Here is a 15,224-nt window from a genome sequence, read left to right on the forward strand (position 1 = left end):
TAGAGATCAAAAGGGGCGCTGGCTTTGCTTTTCGTCACTTCTGCCTGCGATATCAGGGAGTAGCCAGCGTGAGCTTAATCGGCTCTACGGCAAACGTCAGACCCTTGTCGCCATTGTCAGCCACCACAAAGCGCAGTGCGCCCTCCGTGCGGCTAAAATAGCGTACGCCTTTGCCGGCGCTCAGTAACGCGTCCAGCTTCTGGCGCCCCTCTTCGGGCGAAAGTCCCGGCACGAAATAGCGCAGCAGAGCGCTCATATAATTCATCGCCTGCAGCTGAGCCTGCTTCATCTCCGGACCCGGCACCGGCAGCCAGGTGATCTGCAGCGTTTTAATCTTTCCGGTACCCTGTTCCAGCGCGGTGGAAGAGTAAAGCGTTTCGCTGATTTTGCTGGCTGCGCGCGTCAGATGGCTCTTGTCATCACGATTGTCTATTGCACGATACTCCAGCAGCGGCAGTGCAGGATTAGCCGCGTTATAGCTTTCACGAAACTGCGCGATCGTCATATCAAACGCAGGCGCGCCCGTCAGCAGATAAGGCGCTACCGGCAGATGCGCACTGCGATCGGGTGGCGGCTCGTCTGCCCGGACGGGAGATGACAGCGCGCAGCTAAGCAGCAGCGCGGCTGACAGTTTCTTCATTGCATCGGCCCTGAATCATTCACTTATGGCAGATTAAAACGGGTTTTACCGCCGAAAGTCAAAACCCGCGCGGTGAAAAGCGTGGCGGGATGTTACGGCACTCTTACCAGTAGTGTTCGCTGGTCATGTGGCCCGGCTTACGTTTGAAATGTTTGCGCATGTCGCGGCTCTCTTTCAGCAGCTGCTGGGTATCACGCACCATCTGTGGATTACCACACAGCATAACGTGGCTGCTCTCTGCGTCGAGCGGCAGGCCCACGGCACGCTCCAGCTCACCGCTCTCAATCAGCTGCGGTACCCGGCCCTGCAGCGAACCCGGGCTGCTTTCCCGGCTGACCACGGTCTGAATCTGCAGCTTGCCTGCATAGCGCTGCTGCAGCGTCTGCATCAGCGGCAGAAAGCTAAGGTCGCTGGCATAGCGCGCAGCGTGAACCAGGACAACATGGTCAAAGCGATCCAGACCTTCGCCCTGCTGTAAAATTGACAGGTAGGGGCCGATGGCGGTGCCGGTTGCCAGCATCCACAGGGTACGGCAGTCAGGGATTTCATCCAGGGTGAAAAAGCCAGACGCCTCTTTGGTCAGCATGACGTGGTCGCCCGGCTGCAGCGCCTGCAGGCGCGGGCTGAGTTTACCCTCCGGTACGGTGACCAGATAAAACTCCAGCAGCGGATCGTCGGGGGCGTTAACGTAGGAGTACGCGCGCTGCACACGCTCGCCCTCTATTTCCAGCGCCAGTTTGGCAAACTGCCCGGCGATAAACCGATCGATAGGGGCAGTAACGCGCAGGCTGAACAGCGCGTCGGTCCAGTTTTTCACCTCTTTAACTTCTGCATTAATCCACTCGGCCATAGGTGCTCCTGTTGAATTCTCCCGGTTATCGCTATCTTTACCAGCCCGCCCTGTGCTTGTCAGCCCGGCGGCGGCAAAAGCGCTCTTTGCGACAAATCCGCCGCACAGATCACTACCTGTAGCAACCTGTTTACAGTCTGGTACAGGAGGTTGACGGCTGGCAACCTGGCTTCCTGCAGCTCAGCTCTCGATTTGCCACGTAATCCTGATATTTTTGCCGCCATTACTGCCGGCGAACCCTGAGTACTGCCGGCGCGTTCTTTTTTCAGGCTGATATCGTGTTCCATGCAGATCGATAAAACTCAAAACCGTTTTCTGTTATTCATGCTGATTGTGCTGGTGGCCGTGGGTCAGATGGCACAAACCATTTATGTGCCCGCGATGGCCGTGATGGCAGAAGCGCTCAACGTGCGCAGTGGCGCAATGCAGCAGGTCATGGCCGCCTATCTGATCACCTATGGTGGATCGCAGCTGATCTACGGCCCGCTCTCGGACAGCGTCGGACGTCGCCCGGTGATCCTTACCGGCATGACGATCTTTGCCTGTGGTGCGCTGATCGCGTTGTTCGCCTCATCGCTGCAGATGCTGGTACTCGGCAGCGCTATTCAGGGACTCGGCACCGGTGTTGCCGGCGTTATGGCGCGCACGATGCCGCGCGATCTGTATGCCGGAACCGCGCTGCGGCGAGCCAACAGCCTGCTGAATATGGGCATTCTGGTGAGTCCGCTGCTGGCACCGGTAATAGGTGCGCTGCTGACCCGGCTGATTGGCTGGCACGCCTGCTTCGCCTTTCTGCTGCTGCTGTGCCTGGGCGTTACGGCATCTATGGCGCGCTGGCTGCCGGAAACCCGGCCGGGCGATGCACCGGCTACGCCTTTTCTGCGCCGCTACGCCACGCTGCTGAGCGACGGCAATTTTATTCGTTATCTGCTGCTGCTGGTGGGCGCGCTGGCGGGCATCGCCGTTTTTGAAGCGAGCTGCGGTGTGCTGATGGGCGGCGTACTGGGGCTGGATGGCCTGACCGTCAGCATTCTGTTTATTCTGCCCATTCCGGCCGCCTTTTTTGGTGCCTGGTTTGCCGGCCGGGAAGAGACCTCCTGGCATACGCTGATGTGGTATGGGGTAAACAGCTGCTTGCTGGCTGGGCTGCTGATGTGGATCCCGTCATGGTTTGGCGTAATGAATATCTGGACGCTGCTGGTGCCGGCGGCGCTGTTTTTCTTCGGTGCCGGCATGCTGTTCCCGCTGGCAACATCGGGTGCCATGGAGCCTTACGCCTGGCTGGCGGGCAGCGCCGGAGCGCTGATTGGCGGCCTGCAGAACCTGGGCTCGGGGGTGGTCGCGTGGCTCTCTGCCCTGCTACCGCAGCACGATCAGTCCAGCCTTGGCCTGCTGATGTTTGTCACGTCGCTGGTGATGCTGCTGTGCTGGTGGCCGCTCTCACGCCATCCCGAGAGCGGCAAGCAGACGGTTACAGGATAAACGGGTGCAGCGCCGTATCCTTGCGGTCGAGATAGTGGATCGACTGGATGCGGCGAATGGTACGCGACTTGCCGCGTACCAGCAGCGTCTCGCTGGTGGCGATATTGCCGTTACAGGTAATGCCCTTCAGCAGATCGCCGCTGGTAATGCCGGTGGCCGCAAAAATCACGTTGTCGTTGCGCGCCATCTCATTCAGCGTTAACACGCTGCCCACCGCAATCCCCATTTCCGCGCAGCGCAGCAGCTCCTGTTCGCCCAGCCGGCGATTCTCTTCGCTCTCTCCTTTAACCTGATGCCGCGCCAGCAGGCGCGCCTGCATATCACCATCCATGGCGCGGATCACGGCTGCCGAGACGACGCCTTCAGGCGCGCCGCCGATGCCATACAGCACATCGACTTCACTGTCAGGCATACAGGTGAGGATCGACGCGGCCACATCGCCATCGGGAAAAGCAAACACGCGCACGCCGAGCGCCTGCAGCTGCGCAATAACTGCGTCATGGCGTGGCTTCGCCAGAATGGATACCGTCAGCTGCGCGAGCGGCTTACCGAGCGCAATGGCGATATTTTTAAGATTGGTTTCCAGCGGCAGACTGAGGTCGATAGCGCCGCGCGCTCCCGCTCCGACGATCAGCTTCTCCATGTACATATCTGGTGCGTGCAGAAAGCTGCCTTTATCGCCGACTGCCAGCACCGCCAGCGCGTTAGCCTGGCCCAGAGCGGTCATGCGCGTGCCTTCAATCGGATCGACTGCAATGTCCACGGCATCACCCTGACCGGTGCCGACCTGCTCGCCGATATAGAGCATCGGCGCCTCATCAATTTCGCCTTCACCGATAACGATGCGGCCATCAATGTTGATGGTGTTGAGCATAATGCGCATGGCGTTAACGGCGGCGCCGTCGGCTGCATTTTTATCGCCACGCCCTAACCAGCGATAGCCAGCCAGCGCTGCCGCTTCGGTGACACGGGAAAATTCAATTGCGAGTTCGCGTTTCATGGTTTGCACCTGACAGAAAAACAGGCGGGCAGTGTAGCACAGCGGTAAAAGCGGGAGAGGGGGAAACCCGCGGCACGAACCGCGGGCAGGGGGTTACTTACGCTTCATCTTCCCAGGCTTTGGCACGGGCAACTGCTTTCTGCCAGCCCGCGTAGCGCAGGTTGCGTTCAGTGGTTTCGATGCCAGGGCGGAATTCGCGCTCCACAACGGCTTTAGCGCGCACCTCGTCCAGATCGCTCCAGAAGCCGACGGCCAGGCCTGCCAGATAGGCTGCGCCCAGCGCCGTGACTTCACGCACTTCCGGACGTTCAACGCGGGTGCCGAGAATGTCAGACTGGAACTGCATCAGGAAGTTGTTCGCGACTGCGCCGCCGTCAACGCGCAGCGACTGCAGGCGGGTACCGGCGTCGTTCTGCATCGCTTCCAGTACATCGCGCGTCTGATAGGCGATCGACTCCAGCGTCGCGCGGATAATGTGGTTGGCATTGGCACCGCGCGTCAGGCCGAAGATAGCACCACGGGCATAAGGGTCCCAGTAAGGCGCGCCCAGGCCGGTAAATGCCGGCACCATATAGACGCCGTTCGTATCTTTAACTTTCAGCGCAAAATATTCTGAGTCGGTGGAGTCGTTGATCAGCTTCATTTCGTCGCGCAGCCACTGAATCGAGGCGCCGCCGATAAATACGGCACCTTCCAGCGCATAGTTCACTTCGCCACGCGGGCCGCAGGCGATAGTGGTCAGCAGGCCGTGGGTAGAGGTTACCGCTTCAGTACCGGTATTCATCAGCATAAAGCAGCCGGTACCGTAGGTATTTTTCGCCATGCCAGGCTGTACGCAGAGCTGGCCATACAGCGCCGCCTGCTGGTCACCCGCAATCCCGGCGATCGGAATACGCGTGCCGCCTTTACCGCCAATGTTGGTCTGACCATAAATTTCAGAAGAGCCTTTAACTTCCGGCAGCATTTCGCGCGGAATGTCGAGGATCTCCAGCATGCGTGCATCCCACTCCAGCTTGTGGATGTTATACATCATGGTACGCGAGGCGTTGGTATGGTCAGTGATATGCACACGGCCCTGCGTCATCTTCCAGACCAGCCAGGTATCCACGGTACCAAACAGCAGCTCGCCGCGTTTCGCACGCTCGCGGGCGCCTTCGACGTGATCGAGGATCCATTTCACTTTGGTGCCGGAAAAGTAAGGGTTAATCACCAGGCCGGTGGTGTGCTGGATATACTCTTCCAGTCCCTCTTTCTTCAGCTTATTACAGTAGTCAGCGGTACGCGGATCCTGCCAGACAATGGCGTTGTAGATAGGTTTGCCGGTCTCTTTATCCCAGACGATGGCGGTTTCGCGCTGGTTAGTGATACCGATAGCGGCGATCTGATCGGAGTTAATGTCAGCGTGCGCCAGCACTTCAACCAGGGTTGAACTCTGTGAAGCCCAGATATCCATCGGGTCATGCTCAACCCAGCCCGCTTTCGGGTAGATCTGCGTAAACTCACGCTGTGAAACGGCGACGATATTGGCATCATGATCGAGTACGACGGCACGGGAGCTGGTGGTACCCTGATCGAGCGCGACAATATATTTTTTATCTGGCGTAGTCATAATAATTTCCTGATGATTAAGAGTGAAACTTACGCTTTACGCTGTTCAGCGCGCGCTACAGGTTTTTCTGTTTTGCTGGTTTCTGCGATATTTACCGGCAGGTGGCGACCAATCAGCGCACGATAGCTAAAGGCACCCAGACATGCACCCACCAGTGGACCAAACACAGGCACCAGGAAGTAAGGAATATCTTTACCGCCGGTGAAGGCTACGTCACCCCAGCCAGCGATAAAGGCAAACAGTTTTGGTCCAAAGTCACGTGCCGGATTGAGTGCAAAGCCGGTCAGGGGACCCATTGAACCACCGATAATAGCAACCAGCAGACCAATCAGCAGCGGAGCCAGCGGGCCGCGCGGTACGCCGTTGCCATCGTCAGTCAGCGCCATGATAACCGCCATCAGTACAGCAGTGATGACCATCTCTACCAGGAATGCCTGACCAACCGTGATGTGCGGATTAGGATAAGTTGAGAAGACACCCGCCAGGTCGAGGCTCTGCACGCTGCCGCGCACCATCTGATGGCTCGCTTCATAATCGAAAAACAGATTGTAATAGAGGCCGTATACCAGTGCAGCGGCGCAGAACGCGCCGGCAATCTGCGCCAGGATATAAGGTAAAACTTTACGCCCTTCGAAATTAGCAAACAGGCAGAGCGCTACGGTGACAGCCGGATTGAGATGCGCGCCGGAGACGCCCGCACTCAGATAGACCGCCATCGAAACAGCCAGACCCCAGATGATGCAGATTTCCCACTGACCGAATGCCGCACCAGCCAGCTTCAGCGCAGCCACACAGCCTGCGCCAAAAAAGATAATCAAACCGGTGCCGAGAAACTCGGCGATACATTGACCTTTGAGTGTGTTCGTTGTCTGACTCATAATGGAATTCCTGAAGCGAGGTTAAATGTTATCAGTTTTTGTTCTCAATCCCTGAGTCGCCCAGCGCTAATGTAGGGTTGATGTGAATTTATCGTTAACGAACATAAACGAGAAATAGCGAAATTAAATTCTGTGTACTGCGTCATAAAAATGCGCGTTTTCGCGTCTTTTACCTTTCTTTAAGGCCAATTAATCTGCCTGTTAACGCACTTAGCGCATCATGGCTGGCAACGGGTTTATTTTTTAAGCATTAGCTGAAAAGTGTTACAGACTGACCGCCAATGCCCCGTGCCGCTGGACTTGCCGGGTTTGGCTACATACAATCGGGACAACATGGCTGTATGCGTCTTTATTAAAGCCGCTACAGCTTCATCAACGCCTTGCGAGTTTTAGGAGAGGTCAGAACGATGTCATTTGAAGTATTTGAGAAACTGGAAGCGAAAGTACAGCAGGCGATTGATACCATCACGCTGCTGCAAATGGAAATTGAAGAGCTGAAAGAGCAGAACAATACGCTGAAAAACGAAGTGAGCCAGGCCTCCGGCAATCAGGACGCGCTGGCGCGTGAAAATCAGCATCTGAAGGAAGAGCAGCATGTCTGGCAGGAACGTCTGCGGGCACTGCTGGGAAAAATGGAAGAGGTTTAAGCACCTGCGCTTAAACCTGCGGGTGCTCAGGCACCCGTTTTTGTTTGCGGTTTACTCAATATCAAGCGCATCTTCTGACAGAATAATGCCCGTGTTATCCGCGTAGAGATGATCGCCGGAGAAAAAGGTTACGCCGCCGAAGTTTACGCGTACGTCGCTCTCACCAATGCCTTCACCTGCCGCACCAGCAGGGATCGCTGCAATTGCCTGGATGCCAATTTCCAGCTCTTCCAGTTCATCAACCTGCCGCACCGAGCCGTAAACGACCAGACCTTCCCACTCATTTTGCGCCGCAAGCCGCGCCAGCTGGGCATCCACCAGCGCACGACGTACCGAACCACCGCCATCTACCAGCAGCACTCGTCCGCGCCCGTTCTCTTCCAGCAGATCGTAAAGCAGGCCGTTGTCTTCAAAACATTTGACTGTGGTAATCTGCCCACCGAATGAGGTGCGTCCACCGAAGTTGGAAAAAAGTGGTTCAACCACATTCACTTCTTCATGGTAGATGTCACAGAGTTCAGATGTATCGTATTTCATAAGGATGCCGTCTGTTTGCCACAGGAAAGATAAGTATACCGCTATCTGAAGAGTGTTGGCAAAATCATCACCGGCAAAAAGCAGCGCCGCATCAATATGCTGCGCAAAAAAATGCCCGGCGCAGTGGCCGGGCAGCAGAAACGGTCAGAATGGTGTTACAGGATGAAGCGGCTGAGATCTTCGTCTGCGACCAGCACATCCAGGTGCTTGCCGACATACTCAGCGTCGATGGTAATGGACTCACCGTGGCGATCGCTGGCGTCATAGGAGATATCTTCCATCAGACGCTCCAGTACAGTATGCAGGCGGCGTGCACCGATGTTTTCAGTGGTTTCATTCACCTGCCAGGCTGCTTCAGCAATCCGGCGGATACCATCCTCGGTGAAGTCCACATTGACGCCTTCCGTACCCATCAGCGCTTTGTACTGCACGGTGACGGAAGCGTTAGGCTCAGTAAGGATGCGCTCGAAGTCGTTCACGGTCAGCGCCTGCAGTTCAACGCGAATCGGCAGACGACCCTGCAGTTCCGGAATCAGATCGGACGGGCTGGCTACCTGGAATGCGCCGGAGGCGATAAACAGGATATGGTCAGTTTTAACCATGCCGTGCTTGGTCGAAACGGTACAGCCCTCAACCAGCGGCAGCAGATCGCGCTGCACGCCTTCGCGTGAAACGTCCGGACCAGAAGACTGGCCGCCGCGCTTACAGATTTTATCGATCTCATCGATAAACACGATACCGTGCTGCTCTACCGCGTCGATCGCGTCCTGCTTCAGCTCTTCCGGGTTAACCAGTTTTGCCGCTTCTTCTTCGATCAGCAGCTTCATGGCATCTTTGATCTTGAGCTTGCGCGGCTTCTGTTTCTGACCGCCCAGGTTCTGGAACATGGACTGCAGCTGGCTGGTCATCTCTTCCATGCCCGGAGGCGCCATGATCTCTACGCCAGCCGGCGCGGCGGCAAGGTCGATCTCAATCTCTTTATCATCCAGCTGGCCCTCGCGCAGTTTTTTGCGGAAAGACTGACGCGCAGCTGATGGCTCGGCGCTCTGCTCTGGCTGGCCCCAGTTGTTTTTAGCCGGCGGGATCAGCACGTCGAGAATGCGCTCCTCGGCCATCTCTTCAGCGCGATATTTATTCTTTTCAATCGCCTGGCTGCGCACCATTTTGATAGCGGAGTCGGTCAGATCGCGGATAATCGAATCGACCTCTTTACCGACGTAGCCAACTTCGGTGAATTTTGTCGCTTCAACTTTAATGAACGGTGCATTGGCCAGCTTCGCCAGACGGCGGGCAATTTCAGTTTTACCGACGCCGGTCGGACCAATCATCAGGATATTTTTCGGGGTCACTTCGTGACGCAGCTCTTCGTCAAGCTGCATGCGGCGCCAGCGGTTACGCAGCGCAATGGCAACCGCTTTTTTAGCGCCGTCCTGGCCGATGATAAAGCGATTAAGCTCGCTGACAATCTCGCGTGGAGTCATCTCAGACATGATTCAGGTCCTTACGCCTTAGACGGTAATTCTTCGTAGTTAATATTATGGTTGGTGTAGATACAGATATCGCCGGCGATGTTCAGCGCTTTCTCAACAATATCGTGTGCACCAATGTCGGTATTTTCCAGCAGCGCGCGTGCCGCAGCCTGGGCGTAGGGACCGCCGGAGCCGATCGCGATCAGGTCGTTTTCCGGCTGAATAACATCGCCGTTACCGCTGATGATCAGCGAAGAGTTCTCATCCGCTACCGCCAGCAGCGCCTCAAGACGGCGCAGCATGCGATCGGTCCGCCAGTCTTTTGCCAGCTCAACCGCGGCTTTAACCAGATGACCCTGATGCATTTCCAGCTTACGCTCAAACAGTTCAAACAGGGTAAAGGCGTCGGCAGTGCCGCCCGCAAAGCCCGCAATCACTTTATCGTTGTAAAGACGACGCACTTTTTTGACGTTGCCTTTCATTACGGTGTTGCCAAGCGTTGCCTGGCCATCACCACCAATAACGACCCGGCCGTTGCGTCGTACACTTACTATTGTTGTCACGGGCAGACCCCTTGTTGCAGTTGAAAAAAGACACCGCGCACCCGGCGCGGCGTATCATGCAAACAGATATGGGGTGGGTTAGGGAGGTTTCAACCCCTCAGGACGATGGGGTTTGTCTTAATTCGGCTGCGCCTGCTCCCGGCGGTAGAGTAAGGCCGGGAGCAGGGCTCAGGCTATCAGGGCAGGGCGAGCGGAATGCAGCTGCCGTGACCGGAACTGTGCAGCCGCTTCACGGTACTGTCAGCTTTACTCCGATCTTTAAACGGACCAATCACCACGCGATTCCAGCCGCCGCCGGTCGTGATACGGCTTTCAAAACCTTCAAAAGCGAGACCGGCGCGCACAGATTCCGCCTGATCGCTGCCTTTAAAGGAGCCACACTGCACCATCCAGCGCTGTGAGGAGGCTTTCTCTTCCGGCTTCACTTTGGTGGTTTCTGGTTTGGCCTGCTGTACCGGTGCCGGTCGTTCAGCCTGCTGCTGCTGGCGCTGCTGAGCCTGCAACTGCTGCTGACGCTGCTGCTGTGCCTGTATCTGCTGCTGACGTTGCTGTTGCTGCTGTTGTCGTTGCTGAGTCTGCTGCTGCATCAACTGCTGCTGTGCCTGTATCTGCTGCTGATGTTGCTGCTGCTGTACCTGCTGACGCTGTAAGGTCTGCTGTCGCTGAGCCGGCGTCTGCTCGTTCCACGGCACTTCGTTCAGCTGCGTAGGCTGCTGGCGCATATCCGCCTGCATCTGCTCCAGCAGCTGGCGCTGTTCATCGGTCAGCTGCGTCTGCGACTGCACTTCGCCGCCGGCTGAAGGTTCAGTCGGCGAGGGAACCGTAATTTGCCGGTTTTCCAGCTCTTTGATGTATTTCCAGCGCTCTTCCGGCTTGGGCGGCAGGCCATTACCACTGACTTTATGATTCGGAATAACCGGCGTCTCTTCTTTTTTATGGTGCGCGATGAACCATAAACCACCGGCAAAAGTGACCAGTACTGCGGCAGCGAGCACTACCATCAGTTTCGATATACCCGATCCGCCTTTGCTTTTTTTGCTGCTGCTGCGACCGGCGGGTTTTTTGCGACGCGTCCCTGTTGAACGCCCGCGGCCTACATAATCTCTCTGTGCCACTTTCGTCCTGATACCTTCAAAATGCCTGCGGGCGTAGACCCTGAACAGTGTGAGTTGCAGCCAGCCTGGCTACAGCTTGAAAAATGACGGGTATAAATGAGGTGTAAACCGCCCGGCAATGAATGCGCCATGTTACTCAAGGGTGCGAACTTTGACCAGCAGAGTCTGCCTTCAGAATCTGCTGAAAATGTGCAGTGCGGCACGCGTGACCTAACGCTTTTTAGCCGGTGCCGTACTGCCGCGCACGCGCAGTTCTGCATCCAGCAGGCGCGAACCATTATTTACCCGCTTGCCCTGCAGCTCATCCAGCAGCAGCAGCATCGCTTCGCGACCAATATCAAAGCGCGGCTGCGCCACGGTAGTCAGGGGCGGTTCGTAATAGCGCGCCAGCTCAATATCATCAAAGCCAACGATGGAGAGATCCTGCGGAATGCGCATCCCCAGTTTGCGCGCCTGATTCATGGCGCCCAGCGCCATCAGATCGCTGTGACAGAATAGCGCTTCCGGGGGCTGCGGCAGACTCATCAGCTGTTTCAGGGCGCGGGCACCAGCTTCAAAAGAGAAATCGCCGCGTACGATAAACATCGGTTCAACGGGGATGCTGCTGCGGCGCAGCGCCTGAATATACCCCTGCAGTCGATACTGGCTGAGCGGAACCGCTTCAGGCCCGGTAATACAGGCGATACGACGATGCCCGAGCTGCAGCAAATGGTTAACGGCTTCAAACGCCGCGGTCAGGTTGTCAATGTGCACGGTGGGCAGCGCCATCTCCGGTGCGAATTCATTTCCCATAACCATGGGCGGCAGGCTGCGCAGCGCTTCAGGATCGGCGTCAAACGGCAGCTGCGAGCCCAGCAGAACCATGCCATCAATCTGTCGCGTCAGCATCAGATCAAGAAAGGTTTTTTCCTGATGATCCTGATGCGCGCAGTCGCCAATCAGCACCAGGTATCCCTGCTGCGCGGCGGTGACCTCAATGCCGCGGATAATTTCGCTAAAAAAGGGATCGCAGATATCGGGCACAATCACCAGGATAGTCCGGGTTTCATTGCGTCTGGCATTGCGCGCCAGGCCATGTGATGCATAGCCTGTCGCAACGACCGCCTGCTCGACTTTTTGCCGGGTTGCGGCTGACACTTTCTCCGGATTCATCAGCGCCCGGGAAACGGTCGCCGTAGAGACGCCTGCGTGCTCAGCCACATCTTTCATCGTGGCAGCAGATGAAGTTTGCTTCGGGTCCAACGTGTTACTCCTGGCATGATACAGCGTACAGTTTGTCTGCAAGGGCCGGTCCTGGCCGGATGATCCTATTGATAACGCATTGGCGGGCAGGGCTGTTACTTAATTTGCATAAAAACTGTGACTTATTCGACTTTTTTCGATCTGGCTCGCAGATGCGGATGCCATCAGCTCTCGCCGGGATCGATATCCAGCGTCCATTTTACTTTGCGTGCAGCAGGCAGTGTACTCAGCAGCGGCAGCGAACTGCTCAATAACTGCTGCAGGCGTTTGCGTGACGGATGCTGCAGCAGTAGCTGCCACCTCCACCGGCCGCTGCGCTTTGGTGCCAGCGCCGGCACCGGGCCCATCAGCCAGGTGGCTTCATCTTTCAGCGGGCTCGCCTCCAGCAGATTACGCAGCTGGACGAGAAAAGCGGCGGCCTGCTGATTATCCATATCTTCGGCACGAAACAGCGCGTGGCTGGTCCAGGGCGGCAGCTGCACCGACTGGCGCTCAAGCAGCGCCTGGTCAGCAAAAGCGAAGTAGCCGCGATGCAGCAGCGTCTGCAGCAACGGATGCTCCGGATGGTGCGTCTGCAGCAGCACTTCACCCTGTTTGCCGGCGCGTCCGGCGCGACCTGCAACCTGGGTATAGAGCTGCGCGAAACGCTCTGCGGCACGAAAATCAGCCGAGAAGAGCGCGCCGTCAACGTCCAGCAGCGACACCAGCGTAACATCAGGAAAATGATGGCCTTTTGCCAGCATCTGCGTGCCCACCAGAATACGCGCGCCGCCGCGATGCACATCCGCCAGGTGCTGCTCCAGCGCACCTTTACGGCTGGTAGTATCACGATCGATGCGCGAAACAGGCACGTCCGGAAACAGCGTGCCCAGCTGCTGCTCCAGTTGCTCTGTGCCTACGCCAACCGGCATCAGATGGGTTGACCCGCAGCCAGGACACTGCAGCGGCAGCGGACGCTGGCTGTCGCAATGGTGGCAGCGCAGCTGGCGGTGATGCTGGTGCAGCGTATAGTAGCTGTCGCAGCGCTGGCATTCCGCCAGCCAGCCGCAGTCGTGGCACATCAGGGCCGGTGAAAAGCCGCGCCGGTTCAGAAACAGCAGCACCTGATTATCCGCCTGCAGGTGCTGGCGCATTTTGCTGAGCAGCGCCGGCGCCAGGCCGCCTTTAAGCGGCTGTCCTTTCAGATCGATCAGCTGCTGCAAAGCGGGCTTCGCATTACCGGCACGCTGCGTGAGATTAAGCTGCCGGTATTTGCCGACGCGCACGTTATGCAGCGTCTCCAGTGCGGGCGTGGCCGAACCCATGACAATCGGGATGTTCTCTTCATGTGCACGAAATACTGCCAGATCGCGGGCCTGATAACGCCAGCCCTCCTGCTGTTTATAAGAGCTGTCATGCTCTTCATCGATAATGATTACGCCAGGCCGCGCCAGCGGGGTGAACAGCGCAGAGCGTGTACCAATGATAATTGCGCTTTCGCCGCGCCGGGCGCGCAGCCAGACCGCCAGCCTTTCGCTGTCATTCAGCGCAGAGTGCAGCACATCAATCGGCGCATCAAAACGTTCGCGGAAGCGCGCAATGGTCTGCGGCGTCAGGCCAATTTCCGGCACCAGCACCAGCGCCTGCATGCCGCGTGACAGAATGTTTTCCAGGATAGTGAGATAAACTTCGGTTTTACCGGAGCCGGTGATCCCGGCCAGCAGCCATGGAACGTAGCGATCGTCTTCCGCCCGGATAGCCCCGACGGCCATAGCCTGATCGGTATTGAGCCGCAGACGCTCGCCTTTAATGGCAAACTGCGTCCGCCAGTCCGCGGTCGGTGGCGCATGCTCGCGCAGCTCGCACAGCCCTTTGGCTCTGAGCGCCTGCAGAGCGGCGTCGTTAAAGCTCTGTTCGTTTACCTGATGGCGATAGAGCGGTCGCTGACGCAGCGCGGCCAGCGCCTGCTGCTGCTTTGGTGCACGCTTCAGACTTTCCGGCGCCACTTCCCGTCCGGCCTCCGTGATCGCCCACTGCCACAGCGGCGCTTCCTGTGCCGGTTTCCCCTGGCGGAGCAGAACCGGCAGCGCATGACTCAGCACTTCCCCGACGGGTGAATGGTAGTAACCTGCCGCCCAGTTGAGGATCCGCCACAGCGCGGGCGAAAACAGACTGCTGTCATCCAGCACGGCTTCGATCGGTTTCAGCTGTTTCAGCGGCAGGTCGCTGCTTTCGGTCACGCCGGTCACAATGCCAGTCAGCTTACGGTTGCCAAAAGGCACGCTGACGCGACTGCCGGTTGCCGGCTGCGCAGCTTCAGCAGGGAGCAGATAATCAAACAGGCGCGGTAGCGGGACGGGCAGGGCAACCTTTACGACGGACATTGCGATCTCTATCCAGTTCTGTAATCAGGGACGGTAGTGTACACGCTGGGGCCGCAGGCGTGTATGGCTGAGCAATGTTTGCCTCGGGCGGTTAAATTCTGTATACTATGCCGCCTCTGGTGAGATGGCTCGTCAGAGATACATATAATGTTCAACCGCGTGTGGTGCTGTGCAGGTTCGCCTGGCATGGAGAGCGACACGGCCTTTTATGAGGTTTTCCCATGAAACAAGGTATTCACCCGAAGTACGAAGCAGTGACCATCACTTGCTCTTGCGGTAACGTGATCAACACCCGTTCTACCATGAACCACGACCTGAACCTGGACGTGTGCGGCAAATGCCACCCGTTCTACACTGGTAAGCAGCGTGTTGTTGACACCGGCGGCCGCGTTGATCGCTTCAACAAGCGTTTCAGCATTCCGGGCAGCAAAAAATAAGATTTGTTTGCCGCCGGGTTATCCCGGATGCAAAAGAAAACCCAGCCTCGGCTGGGTTTTTTTATATCGGGTTTTAATATTCCCAGCTATCCGGATCGATGCCCATCTCGCGCATAATCTGCTTCGCTTCTTCCGGGATCTCATCGCTGCGCTCTTTGCGCAGGTCAACGTCGTCGGGCAGAGGCTGGCCGGTAAACGCGTGCAAGAAAGCTTCACACAGCAGCTCGCTGTTCGTGGCGTGACGCAGATTGTTCACCTGACGACGTGTACGCTCATCGGTCAAAATTTTGAGCACTTTCAGCGGGATAGAAACCGTTATTTTTTTAACCTGCTCGCTTTTTTTACCGTGCTCAGCGTACGGGCTGATATATTCGCCGTTCCATTCAGCCATG

The 15,224-nt window shown here is 57.1% G+C and carries 16 protein-coding genes; 3 read left to right on the forward strand and 13 right to left on the reverse strand.

Annotation, left to right across the window (positions count from 1 at the left end; all coding sequences use genetic code 11):
- Positions 1-52: 52 nt before the first annotated feature.
- From AC2CF9_RS15970 to AC2CF9_RS15980, 3 genes are all read right to left on the reverse strand, one after another.
- Positions 53-640 (reverse strand): YiiQ family protein, encoded by a 588-nt coding sequence (locus AC2CF9_RS15970; RefSeq protein ID WP_150018382.1) that lies wholly within the window; start codon positions 638-640, stop codon positions 53-55.
- Positions 641-743: 103 nt separating this feature from the next.
- Complete coding sequence (gene fpr, locus AC2CF9_RS15975) at positions 744-1,490, reverse strand: ferredoxin--NADP(+) reductase (RefSeq protein WP_484557446.1); 747 nt, start codon at positions 1,488-1,490, stop codon at positions 744-746.
- 59 nt (positions 1,491-1,549) lie between these two features.
- Complete coding sequence (locus AC2CF9_RS15980; RefSeq protein WP_484557447.1) at positions 1,550-1,777, reverse strand: hypothetical protein; 228 nt, start codon at positions 1,775-1,777, stop codon at positions 1,550-1,552.
- Here AC2CF9_RS15980 and emrD point away from each other — a divergent pair.
- Positions 1,776-2,972 carry a multidrug efflux MFS transporter EmrD gene (emrD, locus tag AC2CF9_RS15985; RefSeq protein WP_039381210.1) on the forward strand — a complete coding sequence of 399 codons (1,197 nt, stop codon included), beginning with the start codon at positions 1,776-1,778 and terminating at the stop codon, positions 2,970-2,972. The genes AC2CF9_RS15980 and emrD overlap by 2 nt on opposite strands.
- Here emrD and glpX read toward each other — a convergent pair.
- The 3 genes from glpX to AC2CF9_RS16000 form a co-directional block, all read right to left on the reverse strand.
- Entirely contained in the window at positions 2,962-3,972 is a 1,011-nt protein-coding gene (gene glpX / locus AC2CF9_RS15990) for a class II fructose-bisphosphatase (protein WP_484557448.1), read from the reverse strand. The genes emrD and glpX overlap by 11 nt on opposite strands.
- Positions 3,973-4,069: 97 nt before the next feature.
- Complete coding sequence (glpK, locus tag AC2CF9_RS15995) at positions 4,070-5,581, reverse strand: glycerol kinase GlpK (protein ID WP_150018377.1); 1,512 nt, start codon at positions 5,579-5,581, stop codon at positions 4,070-4,072.
- A gap of 29 nt (positions 5,582-5,610) precedes the next feature.
- Positions 5,611-6,459, reverse strand: coding sequence for an MIP/aquaporin family protein (locus AC2CF9_RS16000; protein WP_150018376.1), 849 nt, complete (start codon positions 6,457-6,459; stop codon positions 5,611-5,613).
- Positions 6,460-6,866: 407 nt separating this feature from the next.
- On the opposite strand from AC2CF9_RS16000, the gene zapB reads away from it, so the two are divergent.
- Positions 6,867-7,106, forward strand: a complete 240-nt coding sequence (gene zapB / locus AC2CF9_RS16005) for a cell division protein ZapB (protein ID WP_039381198.1) — start codon at positions 6,867-6,869, stop codon at positions 7,104-7,106.
- A gap of 51 nt (positions 7,107-7,157) precedes the next feature.
- Here zapB and rraA read toward each other — a convergent pair whose 3' ends face one another.
- The 6 genes from rraA to priA form a co-directional block, all read right to left on the reverse strand.
- Positions 7,158-7,643, reverse strand: a complete 486-nt coding sequence (gene rraA, locus AC2CF9_RS16010; RefSeq protein ID WP_039381195.1) for a ribonuclease E activity regulator RraA — start codon at positions 7,641-7,643, stop codon at positions 7,158-7,160.
- A 155-nt stretch (positions 7,644-7,798) separates the two neighbouring features.
- Positions 7,799-9,133, reverse strand: a complete 1,335-nt coding sequence (gene hslU / locus AC2CF9_RS16015; protein WP_150018375.1) for an ATP-dependent protease ATPase subunit HslU — start codon at positions 9,131-9,133, stop codon at positions 7,799-7,801.
- A gap of 11 nt (positions 9,134-9,144) precedes the next feature.
- Positions 9,145-9,675, reverse strand: a complete 531-nt coding sequence (gene hslV, locus AC2CF9_RS16020; protein ID WP_071668633.1) for an ATP-dependent protease subunit HslV — start codon at positions 9,673-9,675, stop codon at positions 9,145-9,147.
- 176 nt (positions 9,676-9,851) lie between these two features.
- On the reverse strand, positions 9,852-10,790 hold the full coding sequence (gene ftsN, locus AC2CF9_RS16025; RefSeq protein WP_484557449.1) for a cell division protein FtsN: 939 nt from the start codon (positions 10,788-10,790) through the stop codon (positions 9,852-9,854).
- A 210-nt stretch (positions 10,791-11,000) separates the two neighbouring features.
- Positions 11,001-12,032 (reverse strand): DNA-binding transcriptional regulator CytR, encoded by a 1,032-nt coding sequence (gene cytR, locus AC2CF9_RS16030; RefSeq protein ID WP_150018373.1) that lies wholly within the window; start codon positions 12,030-12,032, stop codon positions 11,001-11,003.
- 164 nt (positions 12,033-12,196) lie between these two features.
- A complete protein-coding gene (gene priA / locus AC2CF9_RS16035) occupies positions 12,197-14,395 on the reverse strand; it encodes a primosomal protein N' (RefSeq protein ID WP_484557450.1) in 2,199 nt (732 codons plus the stop codon).
- A 221-nt stretch (positions 14,396-14,616) separates the two neighbouring features.
- Between priA and rpmE the strand changes: the two genes are divergently transcribed.
- A complete protein-coding gene (gene rpmE / locus AC2CF9_RS16040; protein WP_039381182.1) occupies positions 14,617-14,832 on the forward strand; it encodes a 50S ribosomal protein L31 in 216 nt (71 codons plus the stop codon).
- Positions 14,833-14,905: 73 nt separating this feature from the next.
- Here rpmE and metJ read toward each other — a convergent pair whose 3' ends face one another.
- Positions 14,906-15,223, reverse strand: a complete 318-nt coding sequence (metJ, locus tag AC2CF9_RS16045; protein WP_065648453.1) for a met regulon transcriptional regulator MetJ — start codon at positions 15,221-15,223, stop codon at positions 14,906-14,908.
- Position 15,224 lies beyond the last annotated feature (1 nt).

Source organism: Pantoea sp. SYBGC1 (assembly GCF_057197005.1).

Excerpts from the sequence above, each read along its gene's own strand:
- AC2CF9_RS15970 (WP_150018382.1), bottom strand. The coding sequence starts at position 640 with ATGAAGAAACTGTCAGCCGCGCTGCTGCTTAGCTGCGCGCTGTCATCT.
- fpr (WP_484557446.1), bottom strand. The coding sequence starts at position 1,490 with ATGGCCGAGTGGATTAATGCAGAAGTTAAAGAGGTGAAAAACTGGACC.
- emrD (WP_039381210.1), top strand. The coding sequence starts at position 1,776 with ATGCAGATCGATAAAACTCAAAACCGTTTTCTGTTATTCATGCTGATT.
- AC2CF9_RS15980 (WP_484557447.1), bottom strand. The coding sequence starts at position 1,777 with ATGGAACACGATATCAGCCTGAAAAAAGAACGCGCCGGCAGTACTCAG.
- glpX (WP_484557448.1), bottom strand. The coding sequence starts at position 3,972 with ATGAAACGCGAACTCGCAATTGAATTTTCCCGTGTCACCGAAGCGGCA.
- glpK (WP_150018377.1), bottom strand. The coding sequence starts at position 5,581 with ATGACTACGCCAGATAAAAAATATATTGTCGCGCTCGATCAGGGTACC.
- AC2CF9_RS16000 (WP_150018376.1), bottom strand. The coding sequence starts at position 6,459 with ATGAGTCAGACAACGAACACACTCAAAGGTCAATGTATCGCCGAGTTT.
- zapB (WP_039381198.1), top strand. The coding sequence starts at position 6,867 with ATGTCATTTGAAGTATTTGAGAAACTGGAAGCGAAAGTACAGCAGGCG.
- rraA (WP_039381195.1), bottom strand. The coding sequence starts at position 7,643 with ATGAAATACGATACATCTGAACTCTGTGACATCTACCATGAAGAAGTG.
- hslU (WP_150018375.1), bottom strand. The coding sequence starts at position 9,133 with ATGTCTGAGATGACTCCACGCGAGATTGTCAGCGAGCTTAATCGCTTT.
- priA (WP_484557450.1), bottom strand. The coding sequence starts at position 14,395 with ATGTCCGTCGTAAAGGTTGCCCTGCCCGTCCCGCTACCGCGCCTGTTT.
- rpmE (WP_039381182.1), top strand. The coding sequence starts at position 14,617 with ATGAAACAAGGTATTCACCCGAAGTACGAAGCAGTGACCATCACTTGC.
- metJ (WP_065648453.1), bottom strand. The coding sequence starts at position 15,223 with ATGGCTGAATGGAACGGCGAATATATCAGCCCGTACGCTGAGCACGGT.